This is a genomic window from Bradyrhizobium sp. (assembly GCF_036735945.1).
Lineage (GTDB): Bacteria > Pseudomonadota > Alphaproteobacteria > Rhizobiales > Xanthobacteraceae > Bradyrhizobium.
In genome coordinates this window covers 1-16,276 of sequence record NZ_DAINNI010000109.1, presented here as the reverse complement: position 1 = coordinate 16,276, position 16,276 = coordinate 1, and the positions used below count along the sequence as shown (strand labels likewise).

Sequence of the window (16,276 nt, the reverse complement as noted above, 5' to 3'; positions counted from 1 at the left end):
GTGATGACGCACACCTTCTCCAAGATCCACGGGCTGGCGGCGCTGCGCATCGGCTGGATGTTCGGCCCGGCGCACATCGTCGATGCCGTGAACCGGATCCGCGGCCCCTTCAACGTCTCGACGCCGGCGATGCTGGCGGCGGTCGCGGCGATCGAGGACACCGCGCATGTCCGGAAGTCGAAGGCCTTCACGGAAGAGTGGCGCAACCGCCTGACCGAAGAGATCGGCAAGCTCGGGCTCAAGGTGACGCCGAGCGTCGCGAACTTCGTGCTGATCCACTTCCCCAGCGACAAGGGCAAGACCGCGGCCGATGCGGACGCGTTCCTGACCAGGCGCGGCCTGGTGCTGCGGGCGCTCAACAATTACGGCCTGCCGCATGCGCTGCGCATGACCATCGGCAATGAGGAGGCCAACCGCCTCGTCATCGATGGCTTGCGCGACTTCATGGCGGTCAAGTGAGCAACCAGTTGAACGGGACACCGATCTTCCGGCGCGTCGCGCTGATCGGCTTCGGCCTGATCGGCGGCTCGATCGCGCGCGCGGCGCGGGCGCAGGCCCTCGCCAGCGAAATCGTCACCACCGCCCGCTCGGAACAGACCCGCGCAAGGGTGACCGAACTCGGCATCGTCGACCGCGTGCTGGAGACCAATGTGGAGGCCGTCAAGGACGCCGACCTCGTGATCCTCTGCATCCCGGTCGGCGCCTGCGGGGTGGTTGCGCAGGAGATCGCGCCGCATCTGAAAGCCGGCGCGATCATTTCCGACGTCGGCTCGGTCAAGGGCGCGATCGTCCGCGAGATGGCGCCGCACCTGCCTGCGGGCGTTCATTTCGTTCCGGCGCACCCGGTGGCCGGCACCGAACACTCCGGCCCTGACTCCGGTTTCGCCGAACTCTTCATCAACCGCTGGTGCATCCTCACCCCGCCCGAAGGCTCCGACCCGACCGCGGTCGAGGCGCTGCGCGCCTTCTGGGCCGGCATGGGCGCCAAGGTCGAGACCATGACGCCGGACCATCACGACCTGGTGCTGGCGATCACCAGCCATCTGCCGCATCTGATCGCCTACACCATCGTCGGCACGGCGGACGAACTGGCGCAGGTGACGTCGTCGGAAGTCATCAAATTCTCCGCCGGCGGCTTCCGCGACTTCACCCGCATCGCGGCCTCGGACCCGACGATGTGGCGCGACGTGTTCTTGAACAACAAGGAAGCCGTGCTGGAAATGCTCGGCACCTTCAACGAGGATCTCTCAAAGCTCACCCGCGCAATCCGCCGCAACGATGGCGAGGCGCTGTTCGAGCACTTCACCCGCACCCGCGCAATCCGCCGCGGCATCGTCGAGATCGGCCAGGATTCGGCCGCCGCCGATTTCGGCCGGCCGCATCCGGCGCTGAAGAAGGCGGATTAAGCGCCACCGTTGTTGCGAGCCAGCGGGTCGCGCGACCGCGCCCCGGATGACAGGGCTCCCCGAAGCAATCCAAACACCCGCACGGAGATGGATGGATCGCTTCGTGCTTCGCTCCTCGAATGACGGGGAGAGCGTTCGCTAGAACAGCGGCGGCACCTGACCGACCTTCAACGGGCCGAGGAACACCGCGCCATCGACAAAACGCATCGGGAAGGCGCGCGCCTTTCTGCCTTCCAGCTCCGTCTCCTTGCCGAGCGCGTTGATGCCAGCGGTGACGCCGGCATTGGCGTTCTGCTTGACGACCTTGCCGAGGCCCGGGATCGCCCTGTCGAGCGCGCCGAACAGATTGTTGAGGTCCTGCGTCTTGACGCCGGGCGCGACGCGATCGAGCGTTGCCTGCGGCACGCCCTCCTCCAGCATCTTCTCGATGCCAAGCAGCGGAATCACTTTCTCGAGTCCCGCGACCGTCATCTGCAGTTCGCCGTCGATCCGGCCCTGCTCGTTGAGCCGCAGCGTCCCCGCCGCGACCGAGATCAGGTCGCCCTGCTGAATCCGCGAGCGCTCGATCTCGACATGGCCGCCCGCCGCCTGCAGCTCCCTGAAGCGCTCGGGCCAGGGCTTTGGCGAAAGGTCCTTCAGGCCGGTCAGCTTGGTCTGGATGTCGGCATCGAACGATGCCGCGAGCACCGGATGCACCTCCTGCACGCTGCCGTCCCTGATCTGCAGCGCGGTTTCGATCACGGGATGTTCATTGGTCGAACCGTCGGCGAGGCGACCATGCAACTCGATGTGGCTGGCCCGCGCAAGCGGGGTCTCGACCGGTCCGTTGACCCGGTTGAGCGAGGGATTCTCGAACTCGACGGAAGCGCGCTGCGGGGGCCCGGGCAAGCCGTTCACGCTGCTGCGGCCGAGCGTCCAGTTTACCTTCATCGACGGCGGCTGGCCACGATCGGAAAGCGTCGCCGGCGCCTTGAATTCGGCGATCAGGAGTTGCGGCTGGTAGATCTGCGCGATCACCAGGATCTCGCCGAGCCGCGCCGTGAACGGCACCTGGGCGCCCGCGGTCTGCGACACCAGCGAGACGCTGGCGTCGTCGCAGCTGACCTCGAGACGGAACGGAAAACCTGCCACCGTGCGCCTGGCGCAGGCATAGACCCGGCCGGACTTCGCCTCCTGCGCGGCCCACGCATCGGCGCGCACGCCGACCTCGGACGCGGCATAGAACCAGAATCCGCTCCAGGCCGCCGCAGCAACGACAAGCAAAGCGGGCATGATGAAGAGGCGCCACAGCGGGCGCCGGCGCGGCGCGGGGGTCATGTCAGGCATGCGGCGTCCTTTGGCTAGCGATTGGGGCGAATGTAAGCATCCCATGCCCACAACAAAAGGCATTGAAATCACTTCGCTTTGTCGTTCCATTCTGGTAGCGGTGCAGTCGCATGGCCGCAATTGCACTGAACGATACGGAATTCTCCACAGGCGACCTCTGGGTGTTCGGCTACGGCTCCCTGATGTGGCGCCCGGGCTTCGAATTCATCGAACGGGTTCCGGCACGGCTGATCGGCGAACACCGCGCGCTCTGCGTCTATTCCTTCGTCCATCGCGGCACGCCGGAAAAGCCGGGCCTGGTGCTCGGCCTCGACCGCGGCGGCGCCTGCCGCGGCATCGCCTTCCGCGTCGCGGAAAAGAACGGCGCGGCGACGATTGCCTATCTGCGCGAGCGCGAGCAGGTCACCTCGGTCTATCGCGAGGTGAAGCGCTCGGTGTGGCTGGAGAACGAGGCGCGCGACCGCGTCAGCGCACTGGTCTACGTGGTCGACCGCGGTCATGGGCAATATGCCGGACGGCTGTCGATCGCCGAACAACTGCGCCACGTTCTGCAGGGTCACGGCCAGTCCGGTGTCAACCGCGATTACGTGCTCTCGACCGTGAAAGCGATCGAGGCCGAAGGCTTTCGCGATTCACAACTGCACCGCCTCGCGACGATGCTGCACGACCAGCATCCGCTGCTCCCACCCGGAGACAGCAGCAGCCGTTGAGTTTGACGTGCGCCCTCGCGGCCCGGCAGGCAACGACCTTCAACTGGCGAATGGGATGTCTCGCGGATCTATGTCTCGGTGCGACGCGACGTAATCGATCTCACCGCGCGTGATGCCGATGTCCGCAAGCTCACTGTCCGTCAGGTGACACAATTGGGCACGCCGCGCGTCGCGTTTGCGCCACTCCAGAAATGCAATCCAATATTTTTCGAAAGGACTGTAAACCTGACGCTTTGCCGTCGCCGGTCCCGGCTCGGTAAACCCGTGGATCGTGCTCATGGCGCTGTCCTCTCTGTTTCACCATGCAAGCGCAGTTGCGAGTATTACGATCGCTGCCAGCGTTTGGTGCTGATCGAGTTCAGCAATGTTGCGGCCGCGATCATCGCCGCGATGCCCGCGAGACTCAGCGCGATCTGCATCGCCAGTCCGCCTGAAGTTTCGAGCAGCGCCTGGCTGGCGAACGTCAGGATAACGCCGAGGCAATAGATTGGCAGCGAGTTCTGGCCGCAGCTGGCGGCGGCGCGCATGACCGGCGTTGCCAACCCCCGCCAATTGCGAGGCACGAGCCACGCCGCCACGACCGCGATGGCCAGAAAATGCAGCAGCCGCAATGGATCGAGATTCGATTTGTCCACTGAGTAAAGCAGTTTCGCCTGTCCTGTCGGAATCAGTGCTTGCAGCGGTCCAATTTGCCAACTCAATGCGATGACCAGGCTGACGAGAAGAAAAAGAACGGCAAGCACACGCGTCGTGCGTGACGTCACCCACGGCTGGACCGTCTTGCCGTCAATCATCCACCACGCACCGAGCACCACAAGCAGTTGCCAGGCCAGCGGATTGAAAGCCCAGTGTCCGTCCGGCCATGCCGGAACGGTCCAGCCGAAGGCATGCACCGATGCATAAAGTGCCAGCGAGGCGCCAAGCGTCGCCTTCGGCGCTCGAAGCAGCAGCCACAGCAGCGGCGCGAACAGGAGGTGAAGAAGCACAAAGGCCGGCAATACATCGGTATTGACGGGACGGTATTGCAGGACCGCCGCGCGCGCGAGCGCCGCGCCGGGATCGTCCAGCAAGACACGCGTGTTGCTCTCGTCGGCAAGGCGACCTGTGAGGTGAACCAGGATGGCGCAGGCGAGGGTGACCACCAGAAATGCGACATAGATGTCCCAGCTTCGCCGCAGCGTTCGGCTGATCACTCCGCTCCAGCCCTCGCGGCGCCACGCCGCGCCGTAGGCGAGCGCGCAGGTTACGCCCGAGACGAACATGAATATCTCGGCGGCGTCGCTAAAGCCGTAGTTGCGCAGCGTCAGCCAGCTTCCGATGTTGTTGGGAATGTGATCAAGAAAGATCCACCACAGCGCGATACCTCGGCAGGCATCTATTCGCAGGTCGCGGCCATGGTCTTTGAGCTGCGGCAGCTCGCCGGTCGCTGACATCGGGATGGTAATTCGGTCGTGCATCTGGCTCACCCCAAGCCAGCAAAATGGACCTGCCGTTCGAGCTTCCGATGTGAGCTCGTTCACCTTTAAATGCCTATTTTTTCAGGCGAATCTGCGCGCGAACGTTGAGCATTGTCGACGTTGCACGCGATTTTTCGAGACACGCAAATGGTGTGGATTCGCCGGCCTGCAATCTGGCTTTCGACTCTTCCGAGCTGACTGGATCGATGCCCGTTGGAGTGCCGCCTTGCGGAGGGAACAGCGGCCGTTAACATGCCGATTGTGTCATAGTTCAATCAGCATCAAACGGATGACGGGTGGTGAACCATGCTGGAAACCGACAAGCTGTTCGCCGGCTCGATTCCGGAAAATTACGATCGCTACATGGTGCCGTTGATTTTCGAACCCTACGCCGCGGATATTGCGCGGCGGGCAGCAGCCTTGTCGCCGAGCGCGGTTCTGGAAGTCGCCGCCGGCACCGGGGTTGTTACCCGCGCGCTGGCTCCAAAATTATCCCCCGGTGCAAGCTATGTGGTCACCGACCTCAACCAGCCGATGCTCGACTATGCGGCCTCGCGGCAAGCGCCCGACAGTCGGATCGCATGGCGCCAGGCGGATGCGCTGGCACTGCCGTTTGAAGATGCGGCGTTCGATCTCGTGTGTTGCCAGTTCGGCGCAATGTTCTTTCCCGACCGGTCAGCCGCCTACCGCGAGGCGAAGCGGGTGCTGAAACCCGGAGGACATTTCCTGTTCAGCGTATGGGACCGCATCGAGGAGAATGTTTTTGCGGATGATGTGACGAACGCGCTCGCAAGGATCTTTCCGGACGATCCGCCGCGCTTCCTGGCGCGCACGCCGCACGGCTACCACGACACGGCACAGATCCGTAGCGAACTGGAGCAAGCCGGCTTTTCGAGCGTGGCAATCGAGACGAGAGCCGAACAAAGCCGTGCGCCCTCGCCGCGGCTTCCGGCCGTCGCCTATTGCCAGGGAACCGTGCTGCGCAGCGAGATCGAGGCCAGAGACGCCGCAAAGCTGGAAGCCGCGACCGACTACGCCGCGTCGGCGATTGCAGACAGACATGGCAGCGGCGAGGTTGCCGCCAAGATTCAGGCGCATGTCATCACGGCCACGGCCTGAATGTCGGGAGCCGCCCTAGTTCGCCTGCGCGGTCGCCGGCCGGCGCTGAGCCGGGGCGGGCTGTTCGGATGCTTCCGGCATCACCTCGATGCCGATATCGTCGAGCCGCACGCGCACTTCGGCCGCGACGTATTTCGCATATTCCGACAACAACAGCCGCAGCGTCGCGCCGCTGGTCCACCACGGCTCGTCGCGCCAGCGCTCGCCGATCACGGCGAACGGAATCAGCGTGATGTCGGGCATGGCATGCGACAACTCCAGGATCGCGCGCGGCATGTGGTAGTTCGACGTCACCACGATCAGCGACGTGAAGCCGCGCTCGCGGGCCCAGCGCCGCGTCTCCGCGGCATTGCTGCGGGTGTTGACGGCGGAGCGGTCGAGGTCGACGCAACAGCCGAGCAGCGAGTGGTTGTCGGGCAGCGAACGCGAGATGTCGCTCACCGCGTTGGTCGGATGCACGCCGGAAATCAGGAGGCGCTTGCCGTAGCCGGCGGCCAGCAATTCCATCGCGTCCGAGACCCGCGACGAGCCGCCGGTCAACACCACGATGCCGTCGGCGTTGCGTGCCGGCTTGATCTCGACGCCGCGCAATTGCGAGAGGAAGGCGACGAAGCCGACCGCCGCGCTGACGAACAGAATCGCCAGGCCGCCGACGACGACCGCTCGCAGCCATCCCCGCCGCGTGGCGCGCGTCTCCGGCTTGCTGTCGTCGTCCTGCGGGTCCATGTGATCCGGCTATCCGTGTCCTGTGCAATTCTAGAACGTTTTGAGACGAAGTGTAGTCCCGGGGTCCGTGACGTACTTCACGGCCAGCGCGACTATCGCATCAATCGATATCGTCCAGCGTGGCGAACAGCGTGCGCCGCGAGGCCCAGGCGGTGATGGCCGCGATCGCCACCGCCTGCACTGCAAGCGCCAGATAACCCAAAGGCGGCAGCGAAAACGTGCCCAATAGCGCAGCGAACTGATCGCCGACCGGCGTGCCCGAGAACCAGGCGGCGATCGATTCCGAGAAGCCGAAGCCGAGCATCGCGGCGCCGCCGCCGATCACCCCGCCCTCGAGGCCGAGGCGGAGGAAATGGCGCAGGAAATGATTGGCGATATAGCGGTCGCCGGCGCCGACGAAGTGCAGCACCTCGACGATCGGGCGGTTCGCGGCCATCGCGCCGCGGGTTGCGAACGAGACCGAGATGATCGTCGCCACGATCACCAGCGCGAGAATGCCGATGCCGGCGAAGACGGTCGCCCCGGTCATCGAGCGCATGCGCTCGATCCAGGCGCGGTGATCGTCGACGCTGGCCGACGGCGCCACCTGCGTCACGGCCTTGCGCAAGCCCGCCAGATCCAGCGTGGTGCCGGGCTGCACGCGCGCGACGATGACACGCGGCACCGGCAATTGCTCGATCGACAGGCCGCTGCCGAGCCACGGCTCGAGCAGTTTTGCCGAATCATCCTTGCTGAACGGCTTGACCTGGACGATGCCGGGCTGCGTCCGCATCGCTTCCGCCGCCGCGTTGACGTCGCGATCGAGGTCGCGCCCCGCTTGCGGGCGCACCTGGACGGTGATCTCGCTCGCCACCTCCGACTGCCATTCCGCCGCCGATGCGCTGACCAGGAACACCGTGCCTGTCGTGATCGAGGCGAGGAACGTCATGATGGCGACGACGGCAACCAGTGCGCGGCCGGAGATCGAGGCGCGCGGCACGATCGGCGACATGTTGCGCGCGCGGGCCGGCACCTGCGGGCGTTCGTTGCCGAGGTCCACCAGCGGACCATGCTCGTCATCCGCCCTACTCATAGATGTGCAACCGTCCCTGGTGCAGCACCATCCGCCGCGCCTCGTACTGATCCATCAGCGTGATGTCGTGGGTCGCGATGATGACGGCGGTGCCGAGCCGGTTCAATTCGATGAACAGCCGCAGCAGGCGGCGGCCGAGCGTCGGATCGACGCTGCCGGTCGGCTCGTCCGCCAGCAGCAATTGCGGCCGCGAGATCACCGCACGCGCGATCGCGGCGCGCTGCTTCTCACCGCCCGACAGGATCGGCGGCAGCGCGTCCATGCGTTCGCCGAGCCCGACCCATTTCAGGAGGTCGATCACCTCGCGGCGGTAGCTGGATTCCTCGCGGCCCATCACGCGGAACGGCAGCGCCACGTTCTCGTAGGTGGTCATGTGATCGAGCAGACGGAAATCCTGCAACACGATGCCGATCTTCTGGCGCATGTCCGCGATCTGGTCCTTGCCGAGCAGCGAGACGTCCTGGCCGAAAATATTGACGAGGCCGCGGGTCGGCCGCAGCGACAGGAACAATAGCCGCAGCAGCGACGTCTTGCCCGCGCCCGAAGGTCCGGTCAGAAACTGGAAGGAATGGGCCGGAATCATGAAAGAGAGGTCGCGCAAAATCTCCGGGCCGAGCCCGTATCGCAAACCGACATTTTCGAACCGAACCAAAGCTCAGCTCCGCTCGCCTTGAGCCGTGAACCGAAATCCCGGCCTGGAACCTGAACCCGGGCACGAACCCGGACAGCGGGCCGGTCGGCCGTGGGTCTGGGCGCCAACCGGACAAAACGGTTGTGCAACCGTTATGGTTTCCGATTCGTTAACGGTCGCTATGTAGCATCGGGACGAAGACACTGGTGAGATGGGCTCCATGCATATCGTTTGTCCGCATTGTACAACATCTTACGCCATCAATCCGGCTACCCTTGGCCCCGGTGGACGCACCGTCCGCTGCTCCCGTTGCAAGGAAACCTGGCTGGCGCGGCCCGAGGATGCGGTCGAACTGGCCGAAGCCGTGCCGGCCGCCATGCCGGACTCGGCGCCATCGAGCCCCCCCGCCGCCGATGATCCCGCGGCCGAATGGGAGGCGATGGCGAGCGCCGAGGAGCAACACGATACCCCCGTGATCGACAGCCCCTCGATCTCGGCCGGCTGGCCGGCCGAGAGCGAAGCTGCGCACCAGGGCGGCGACTGGCGGGCGACGGATCACGAGGAGACGCCGATCACGACGCACCGCGAGCGGCTGGCCCGTCTTTTCCGGCTACCTTCGCTGCCCCGCATTCCCTTCATGCCGTCGTTCGGCCTGCCGGCCGCCTGCGGCGCGATGGGCGCGCTGATCCTGGCCCTAATGGTCTGGCGCGCCGACGTGGTGCGGCTGCTACCGCAGACCGCGACATTCTACAAGATGGTTGGGCTCGAGGTGAACCTGCGCGGGCTGGCGTTCAAGGACATCAAGGTCAGCAACGAGACCGTGGACGGCAAGCCGGTGCTGGTGATCGAGGGCGTGGTGGTCGGTGAGAGCAAAAAGACCGTCGAACTGCCGCGCTTGCGCTTCTCCGTCCGCGACGCGCAGGGTGCGGAGATCTATGCCTGGAACGCGGTGCTTGAACAGCCGGTGCTCAATCCCGGCGAGCGCGCTTATTTCAAGTCGCGCCTCGCCTCGCCGCCGCCCGAAGGCCGCAATATTGACGTACGCTTTTTCAACAAGCGGGACTTGGCCGGCCAGGCCTGACGGCTGGCCGCCGCTCCCGCCGAGACTTTGCAAGAGACTATCCAAGAGATACGACGTCATGCCCCGCGTGCTGATCGCCGATGACGAGGATTCGATGCGCATGCTGGTGGCGCGCGCCATCGCCATGGACGGCCACGAGACCGTCACCGCCGAGGACGGCGCCGAAGCGCTCGACATCCTGACCCGCGAACAGGGCATGTTCGACCTGCTGCTGACCGACATCCAGATGCCGGTCATGGACGGCATCGCGCTGGCGCTGGCGGCGGCGCGCGACTTCCCCGACCTCAAGATCCTCCTGATGACCGGCTTTGCCCACCAGCGCGAACGCGCCTCCGGCCTCAGCGCCATCGTGCACGACGTGGTGACGAAGCCGTTCTCGGTGCACGACATCCGCACGGCGGTGGCGGACGCGCTGGCGGCGAAGAAGTCGGGGTAGCTTGCAACGACTTCCGCTCGTCATCCCCGCGAAAGCGGGAATCCAGTACGCCGCGGCTCCTCCTCCCCATAGCATCTGGGTCACCCGCCCCAGTGCGCAATTGCGCCAAGGCGGGGTGACGAGAGCTCGCGCGGAACAGCCGGAGCGTCTCAATAATCCTTCAGCAGCCGCTCGATGTAGTCGAGTTCGATCTGCGGGCGGGCCGGATCGGCGAGGCGGCGGCGCAGTTCTTCGAGGATGCGGCGCACGCGCTGCACGTCGATCTCGCCGGGGATCTTCACGGTGTAATCGTCGGTGAATTCATTATGGCGCATCGGCCGTCCGAGCGGGTCGGTCGCGTTCGCCGCGCCCTGCTGGCGGCCTCTCGGATTGCCGGGGCCATCGCCCGGCTGGTCGCCGTCGCCCTGCTGCATGGCTTCCGCAAGGCTCTGCGCGCCCTTGCGCAGCGCTTCCAGCGCCCGGCCCTGCGAATCCACGGCGCCGTCGGCATTGCCGTCGCCGAGCCGGCCGGTGGCGTCGCCCATCGCTGAATCAGCCTGATCGAGCCCATCCTCGCCGTCGCCCTGGTCGCCGCCCTGACCCTGCTGGCCTTGGCCTTGCTGCCCCTGCTGGTCGCCGCGCTGGCCCTGCTGGCCGCGCTGTCCCGGTCCCATGCCGCGCTTGGCAAGCTCCTCCTGCAATTTCTTCAGCCGGTCGCGCAGGCCCTGCTGGTCCTGCTGCAGGTCGCCCATGCCCTGCTCGCCCTGCTTGCCACGCATGCGATCGCGGCGCTGATCCTGGCCCTGCTTGTAGGTCTTGTCGCGCAACTGCTGCTGCTTGCGGATCATGTCGCCGAGTTCGTTGAGCGCCTGCTCCATGTCGTTGTCGCCCTGCCCGGGCTGCGCCATCTGCAGGTTTTCCAGCATCTGCTGCAACTGCTCCAGGAGCTGCCTGGCAGCCTCCTTGTCGCCGGAGCGCGACAGCCGCTCCAGCCGGTCGAGCATGCTCTTGAGGTCCTGCTGGCTCAGCATTTTGGTGTTGGGATCGAGCGGACGGTCCCGTTGCTGCGGATTGTTGCGGAACTGCTCGGCGAGCTGACGCAGGTAATTGTCGAGCGCGGCGCGCAGATTGTCGGTGAGCTTCTTGATCTCCTCGTCGGTGGCGCCGCGCTCCAGCGCCTGCTTCAGCGCCTCCTGCGCCGCGCGCAACGCCTTGTCGACATCGCTGATGTTGCCGTCCTCGATGGTGACGGCGAGCGCCCAGAGGCTCGCCACGACCTCGCGCAGCGCATCATCGGTACGCGCCGCTTCGAGCTGGCGGGCCACGCTGTGGAGGCCGAGATAGTGCCCGGTCTCGGGCGTGAACAGCTCCGGTGCGATCATCAGCGCATCGAGCGCGGTAAAGACCTGCGAATTCTGGTTGGCATCGAGCGCCAGGATCCGGCGTTGCTCGATCAAGGCGCGCGCGAGCGGCTTGGTGAACAGCCGCTCCGGCAAGCGCATGTTGTGAGGCTCGCTCTTGCCTTCATTGCCGGCCTCGTCCTTGGCCGTCAGCGTCAGCGTCACGTCGGCGCCGGCGTAAGGGTCTTCGCTGAGATCCTTTACGGTCTGGCCGACACCGTTGCGGGTGCGCGCATTGGGCAGCACCAGCGGAAACTGCGGCGGCTCGAACAGCGGCCGCGGCGCGGCCTTGTTGCCGTCCTTGTTCGCTTCCTTGCTGCCTTCCTTGCTTGCTTCCTTGGCGGCGTCCGGCGCGCGGGCGGCGAATTGGGCGCGCGCTTCGGTGACGCCGTAATCGTCCTCCAGCTTGTAGGACATCTGCAGCGAGCCGCGGGCCTGGCGTTCCGGATCCTTGGCCAGCGAAATCGTCGGCGGACGGTCGGCCATCGCGGCAAAGCGCCACAGCGGCTGGCCGGTCGGCGCACGGACATGCGCGGTGCCGTCGGCCGTGATCTTGAAATGTCGTTCATTGGTGCCCTTCGGCGCCTGCTCGCCCGGCGCCACCTCGGTCACGCCGCCACCGACGACGACGTCGATGGTGCCGCCGCTGGACCGCACCAGCAGCGTGCTGCCCGATGGAACCGACAGCGGCCCGCTTTCGGGCGATGCGGCGTCCTTGTTGGCGGCGGACAGAATGATCGGCGGCTTGCCGGTGTAGTTCGGCGAGGTGACCCAGGCATCGACGCGGACATTGGCCGGCGCCAGCACGCCGTTCCAGTCGAATGCCGCGGCGATGCGCAGCGTGCGCTCGTCGCCGGCGGCGACATAGGCGGCCGCCAGCATCACGATGACCAGCGCGCGCAGCGCCCAGGGATCGTGGATCGCAAGCCGCGGCGACGGCAGCCCGGCGCGGATGCGCTTGATCGAGGCCAGCGTGCGCTCGCGCTGTTCGCGCCACAGCGCCTGCGCGATCGGATCCTGGGACTGAAGCGTATCGGTGAGCGCGGTCGCCGGGCGGTGACGAACGCCGGTGCCGCGGTCGAGCCGGCTCAGGCTCTCTTCGCGGGTCGGCCAGCGAAACCGCAGCAGCGGATATGACGCCGCGAGCGTCAGCAGGACGAACAGGCCGATGCCGATTGCACGGGCAAGGAAAGGCAGCGCCAGCCAGAGACCGGCCCAGGACACCACCAGAAACAGCCCGATGACGCTCAAAAGCCGGGCGAAGCCGGGCCAGGCACGCTCCCACGCGATCGCATACCGGGCCCGCTGCAGGGCCTTCGTCAGCTGCAGCCGCGCGACGGCGTCAAGCTCGCGCGCGGGCGTGGCGGGGTCAGGGGAAGCGCCGTTCAACAATCTCTCCGGGTTGCCCGGAAATCAGCCTAGCACAACGGCGGCAATGAGGCACCTGTTCCGGGAGTAACCCACACCCGGAATTACGCATAACACGAAGGCGTGACTACGCCCCTTTCAGCCCGTAACTTCCGCGTCGAACCGTAAAAATACGAGTTGAGGAGACACCATGGAAATCGGATTCATCGGCCTCGGGAAAATGGGCTTCCCGATGGCGCGCCGCCTGATCGAGGCCGGCCACAAGCTCACCGTATTCGACACGCGCAAGGAAGCGGCCGACCAGCTTGTTCCATTGGGCGCGCAGGGCGCGTCCTCGCCGAAGGACGTCGCCGACCGCTGCGAGACGGTGCTGGCGAGCCTACCCTCGCTGCAGGCTTCGCTCGAGGTTGCGACCGGCACAGGCGGCGTGATCGAGGGCAAGCGCATCAAGCGCTTCATCGACCTCTCCACCGTCGGCTCGCAGATGGCTTCGAAGATTCATGGCCTGCTGGCGAAAAAGAACATCGTGCAGATCGACAGCCCGGTCAGCGGCGGCGTCGGCGGCGCCGAGAAGGGCACGCTAGCCGTGATGGTCTCCGGTCCGCGCGCCGATTACGAGGTCGCAAAGCCCGCGCTCGACGTGATCGGAAAGGTGTTCTTCATCGGCGAAAAGCCCGGCTCGGCGCAGACGATGAAGCTCGCCAACAATTTCCTCTCGGCAACCGCGATGGTGGCGACGTCGGAAGCCGTGGTGATGGGCGTCAAGGCGGGGCTCGATCCGGCTGTCATGATCGACGTCATCAATGCGGGTTCCGGGCTCAACACGGCGAGCCGCGACAAGTTTCCGCGCTCGGTGCTGCCGCGCAGCTTCGATTTCGGCTTCGCCACCGGGTTGATGGTGAAGGACGTACGGCTCGCGCTGGAGGAGATGAAATCGCTGGGGCTGTCGATGGAAGTCGCCGAGGCGGTTGGGCGGCTCTGGGAAGTCATCATCCGCGACGAGGGCGCGGAGTCGGATTTCACCGCCGCGATCAAGCCGATCGAAAAGGCGGCGGGCGTCGTGGTCGGCGGCGCGAGGGGTAGCCACGCGGCGAAGTAGCGCAGTTCCAGGTTGGCAAGCGCGACCGGGTGGCGCTAGTTTCGCAGCGTGGTTGGGTTCAAGCTGGCGTTGACTCGATTGATCGGTGGGACGCGGATGCCGCCTTGTTGCGTGAGTCCAAAGTTTTGGCGACGGCGGCGGCGACCCGCCAGTCTTGCCGTTGCCGGTCTGGCCGCGCTGATCGCGGCTAGTGGCGATGCCGCAGCGAGGGGCGGCCGGAGCGAACGTCCGGTCGAAACCGTTCAATCGCGCAGCGCCGGCGATCCGGTGACGGCGATTGTCTCGCTGCGCAACCAGCGCATCACCGTCTACGACGCCAAGGGATGGACCCTTCGCGCGCCGGTATCGAGCGGCAGCAAGGGACGCGAGACGCCCGCCGGCATCTTCAGCATCATCCAGAAGGTGGAGGAGCACTACTCCAACCTCTATGACGATGCCTTCATGCCGCACATGCAGCGCATCACCTGGTCCGGCATCGCGCTTCACGGCGGTGTCCTGCCGGGGCGTCCGGCGTCGCACGGCTGTGTGCGCCTGCCCTTCGAGTTCGCCGAAAACCTGTTCGGCGAGACCATGATGGGCATGCGGGTGATCGTGGCGCCGACCGACGTGGCCCCCGTCGAGATCGCCCATCCGCTTCTGTTCCAGCCCAAACCGGGCGCCGCGGCCATGGCCGCCGCCCGGGCCGCGGAGGCGCAGGAGGCAGCGAAGAAGGCGGCCAATGTAAAGCTAGCCATGGCAACCGCCTCTCAGGAGGCCAAGTTGGCCACGGCGCCGGTGCGCACGGTGGAAAATCTGAAGCTCAAGGCCGAGACGAAATTGGCAACCGCTGAGACCGCGCTCTCGGCTGCCAAATCGGCGGAGGAGAAGGAGCAGGCCGAGGGCGCCAAGGCGCAGGCAGCCGCACGGCTGGCGGAGCTGCAGGCGCAATGGGAGGCCGCCAAGGCCGAGTTGCAACAGAAGCGCGATGCCGCCACCTCGGCGCGCGAAGCCGCCGTTACGGCAGAGGCGGCGCGGCGGCAGGCCGCCGAGACGGCGCGCCAAATCACGCGCGAGCTGCAGCCGGCGTCGGTGCTGATCAGCCGCAAGACCCAGAAGCTTTATGTCCGGCAGGCGTTTGAGCCGATATTTCAAAGTCCGGTCACGATCACCGATCCCGATCGTCCCATCGGCACGCATGTCTTCACCGCGACCGAACGCACGTCCGACGACACGTTGCGATGGAGCGTGGTGTCGCTATTGGGCAGCAATTCTGCACAGGCCAGCATGGTTCAGCCGCACGACAAGGTGCGCGCCAGCATGGCCGCCGCCGACGTCGAGGCGATGCCGACGGACGGTGACGCCGCAAAGGCCGCGCTCGACCGCATCGTCATTCCGCAGGACGCACTGGATCGCATCGCCGGCATTGCGCCGCGATCTTCCCTGATCGTCACCGACGAGCCGCCGAGCCCCGAAACCGGCAAGGGAACGGAATTCGTGGTGCTGCTCAGCGGTGAGCCGCAAGGCGGCATCAAGAAGCGGCGACGCAGTTCGCCGAGCGGATACCGCTACACCTATCGCCACAGCACTCCGTTCTGGCGCTCGCCGTTCGGAAGTCCTTTTTCGAACTGGTGAGCGCGCGGGCTCCGCCGCGATGGCTATCGCTTGCGCTCCACCCAAGCTGCGCTCTCACAGCCAGGGCGCAGGCCGATCCATCGCGATCAATTGATCGACCTCGATGCGCGGGCGGACGACCGCATACTGGTCGTCCTTGACCAGGACTTCCGGCACCAGCGCGCGCGTATTGTAGAAGCCGGACTGCACCGCGCCGTAGGCGCCGGCGGTCATGATGGCGAGGAGGTCGCCGGCCTTGGGCTCGGGCAAATTGCGGTCGAGCGCGAGATAGTCGCCGGTCTCGCAGACCGGACCGACCACGTCGGCCGTGATCGTGCGCGTATCCCTGGCCGGCTCGCGCACCGGGAGGATATCGTGGTGGGCTTCGTAGAGCGTCGGGCGGATCAGGTCGTTCATCGCGGCATCGATGATGACGAAGTTCTTGGCCTCCCCCGGCTTCACGTAGATCACGCGCGACACCAGGATGCCGGCATTGCCGACGATCAGGCGCCCCGGCTCGAACATCAGCGTGCAGCCGAGATTATGCGTCACGCGCTTGACCATCGCGGCATAGGCCGACGGCAGCGGCGGCGCCTCGCGGTCGGCGTGATAGGGAATGCCAAGCCCGCCGCCGAAATCGATGTGCTCGATCTTGTGGCCGTCGGCGCGCAGCGTCTGCACGAAATCGGCGAGAATCCGGAACGCGGTTTCCATCTTGGAGAGATCGGTGATCTGGCTGCCGATATGCATGTCGGTGCCGGTCACCTCGATGCCCGGCAGCTTCGCCGCGCGGGCATAGACCTCGCGCGCGCGCAGGATCGGAATGCCGAACTTGTTCTCGGACTTGCCGGTGGCGATCTTGGCGTGGGTGCCGGC

16 protein-coding genes are annotated in these 16,276 nt (G+C 66.0%); 8 read left to right on the top strand and 8 right to left on the bottom strand.

Going from position 1 to position 16,276, the window contains the following annotated elements:
• Both V7E26_RS23955 and V7E26_RS23950 read left to right on the top strand, forming a co-directional pair.
• Positions 1–459, top strand: a 459-nt coding sequence (locus V7E26_RS23955; protein WP_324420943.1) for an aminotransferase class I/II-fold pyridoxal phosphate-dependent enzyme, incomplete at its 5' end; no start/stop codon positions are given.
• An 8-nt stretch (positions 460–467) separates the two neighbouring features.
• Positions 468–1,406, top strand: coding sequence for a prephenate/arogenate dehydrogenase family protein (locus V7E26_RS23950; RefSeq protein WP_324420947.1), 939 nt, complete (start codon positions 468–470; stop codon positions 1,404–1,406).
• A 138-nt stretch (positions 1,407–1,544) separates the two neighbouring features.
• On the opposite strand, the gene V7E26_RS23945 is transcribed toward V7E26_RS23950, so the two are convergent.
• On the bottom strand, positions 1,545–2,732 hold the full coding sequence (locus V7E26_RS23945; protein ID WP_324420941.1) for a DUF2125 domain-containing protein: 1,188 nt from the start codon (positions 2,730–2,732) through the stop codon (positions 1,545–1,547).
• Positions 2,733–2,842: 110 nt separating this feature from the next.
• Here V7E26_RS23945 and V7E26_RS23940 point away from each other — a divergent pair, with 110 nt between their 5' ends.
• A complete protein-coding gene (locus tag V7E26_RS23940) occupies positions 2,843–3,442 on the top strand; it encodes a gamma-glutamylcyclotransferase (RefSeq protein WP_324420939.1) in 600 nt (199 codons plus the stop codon).
• Positions 3,443–3,481: 39 nt separating this feature from the next.
• On the opposite strand, the gene V7E26_RS23935 is transcribed toward V7E26_RS23940, so the two are convergent.
• Both V7E26_RS23935 and V7E26_RS23930 read right to left on the bottom strand, forming a co-directional pair.
• Positions 3,482–3,721, bottom strand: coding sequence for a DUF1127 domain-containing protein (locus V7E26_RS23935; protein WP_324420937.1), 240 nt, complete (start codon positions 3,719–3,721; stop codon positions 3,482–3,484).
• A 44-nt stretch (positions 3,722–3,765) separates the two neighbouring features.
• A complete protein-coding gene (locus V7E26_RS23930; protein ID WP_442893467.1) occupies positions 3,766–4,962 on the bottom strand; it encodes an OpgC domain-containing protein in 1,197 nt (398 codons plus the stop codon).
• 243 nt (positions 4,963–5,205) lie between these two features.
• Between V7E26_RS23930 and V7E26_RS23925 the strand changes: the two genes are divergently transcribed.
• Positions 5,206–6,018 (top strand): class I SAM-dependent methyltransferase, encoded by an 813-nt coding sequence (locus V7E26_RS23925; protein ID WP_324420935.1) that lies wholly within the window; start codon positions 5,206–5,208, stop codon positions 6,016–6,018.
• Positions 6,019–6,033: 15 nt separating this feature from the next.
• On the opposite strand, the gene V7E26_RS23920 is transcribed toward V7E26_RS23925, so the two are convergent.
• From V7E26_RS23920 to ftsE, 3 genes are all read right to left on the bottom strand, one after another.
• The gene (locus V7E26_RS23920; RefSeq protein ID WP_324420933.1) at positions 6,034–6,744 is read right to left on the bottom strand and encodes a YdcF family protein; all 711 of its coding nucleotides are present in this window, start codon (positions 6,742–6,744) and stop codon (positions 6,034–6,036) included.
• Between the two features lie 100 nt (positions 6,745–6,844).
• Positions 6,845–7,816, bottom strand: coding sequence for a cell division protein FtsX (locus V7E26_RS23915; RefSeq protein ID WP_324420931.1), 972 nt, complete (start codon positions 7,814–7,816; stop codon positions 6,845–6,847).
• Positions 7,809–8,468, bottom strand: a complete 660-nt coding sequence (gene ftsE / locus V7E26_RS23910; RefSeq protein ID WP_324420929.1) for a cell division ATP-binding protein FtsE — start codon at positions 8,466–8,468, stop codon at positions 7,809–7,811. The genes V7E26_RS23915 and ftsE overlap by 8 nt, the downstream gene beginning before the upstream one ends.
• A 199-nt stretch (positions 8,469–8,667) precedes the next feature.
• Here ftsE and V7E26_RS23905 point away from each other — a divergent pair, with 199 nt between their 5' ends.
• Positions 8,668–9,528, top strand: coding sequence for an MJ0042-type zinc finger domain-containing protein (locus tag V7E26_RS23905; protein WP_324420927.1), 861 nt, complete (start codon positions 8,668–8,670; stop codon positions 9,526–9,528).
• Positions 9,529–9,586: 58 nt separating this feature from the next.
• The gene (locus tag V7E26_RS23900) at positions 9,587–9,964 is read left to right on the top strand and encodes a response regulator (protein ID WP_324420925.1); all 378 of its coding nucleotides are present in this window, start codon (positions 9,587–9,589) and stop codon (positions 9,962–9,964) included.
• Positions 9,965–10,113: 149 nt separating this feature from the next.
• Here the strand turns inward: V7E26_RS23900 and V7E26_RS23895 are convergent, their stop codons facing one another.
• A complete protein-coding gene (locus tag V7E26_RS23895) occupies positions 10,114–12,732 on the bottom strand; it encodes a TIGR02302 family protein (RefSeq protein WP_324420923.1) in 2,619 nt (872 codons plus the stop codon).
• 169 nt (positions 12,733–12,901) lie between these two features.
• Between V7E26_RS23895 and V7E26_RS23890 the strand changes: the two genes are divergently transcribed.
• Positions 12,902–13,810, top strand: coding sequence for an NAD(P)-dependent oxidoreductase (locus tag V7E26_RS23890; RefSeq protein WP_324420921.1), 909 nt, complete (start codon positions 12,902–12,904; stop codon positions 13,808–13,810).
• 111 nt (positions 13,811–13,921) lie between these two features.
• Positions 13,922–15,421, top strand: a complete 1,500-nt coding sequence (locus tag V7E26_RS23885; RefSeq protein WP_324420920.1) for a L,D-transpeptidase family protein — start codon at positions 13,922–13,924, stop codon at positions 15,419–15,421.
• A 54-nt stretch (positions 15,422–15,475) separates the two neighbouring features.
• Here the strand turns inward: V7E26_RS23885 and V7E26_RS23880 are convergent.
• Positions 15,476–16,276, bottom strand: an 801-nt coding sequence (locus V7E26_RS23880) for a diaminopimelate decarboxylase family protein (RefSeq protein WP_324420918.1), incomplete at its 5' end; no start/stop codon positions are given.

What these genes read in the sequence shown, in the direction of transcription:
- V7E26_RS23940 (WP_324420939.1), top strand. Translation starts at nt 2,843, where the DNA reads ATGGCCGCAATTGCACTGAACGATACGGAATTCTCCACAGGCGACCTC.
- V7E26_RS23915 (WP_324420931.1), bottom strand. Translation starts at nt 7,816, where the DNA reads ATGAGTAGGGCGGATGACGAGCATGGTCCGCTGGTGGACCTCGGCAAC.
- V7E26_RS23945 (WP_324420941.1), bottom strand. Translation starts at nt 2,732, where the DNA reads ATGCCTGACATGACCCCCGCGCCGCGCCGGCGCCCGCTGTGGCGCCTC.
- V7E26_RS23900 (WP_324420925.1), top strand. Translation starts at nt 9,587, where the DNA reads ATGCCCCGCGTGCTGATCGCCGATGACGAGGATTCGATGCGCATGCTG.
- V7E26_RS23925 (WP_324420935.1), top strand. Translation starts at nt 5,206, where the DNA reads ATGCTGGAAACCGACAAGCTGTTCGCCGGCTCGATTCCGGAAAATTAC.
- V7E26_RS23920 (WP_324420933.1), bottom strand. Translation starts at nt 6,744, where the DNA reads ATGGACCCGCAGGACGACGACAGCAAGCCGGAGACGCGCGCCACGCGG.
- V7E26_RS23905 (WP_324420927.1), top strand. Translation starts at nt 8,668, where the DNA reads ATGCATATCGTTTGTCCGCATTGTACAACATCTTACGCCATCAATCCG.
- V7E26_RS23935 (WP_324420937.1), bottom strand. Translation starts at nt 3,721, where the DNA reads ATGAGCACGATCCACGGGTTTACCGAGCCGGGACCGGCGACGGCAAAG.
- V7E26_RS23890 (WP_324420921.1), top strand. Translation starts at nt 12,902, where the DNA reads ATGGAAATCGGATTCATCGGCCTCGGGAAAATGGGCTTCCCGATGGCG.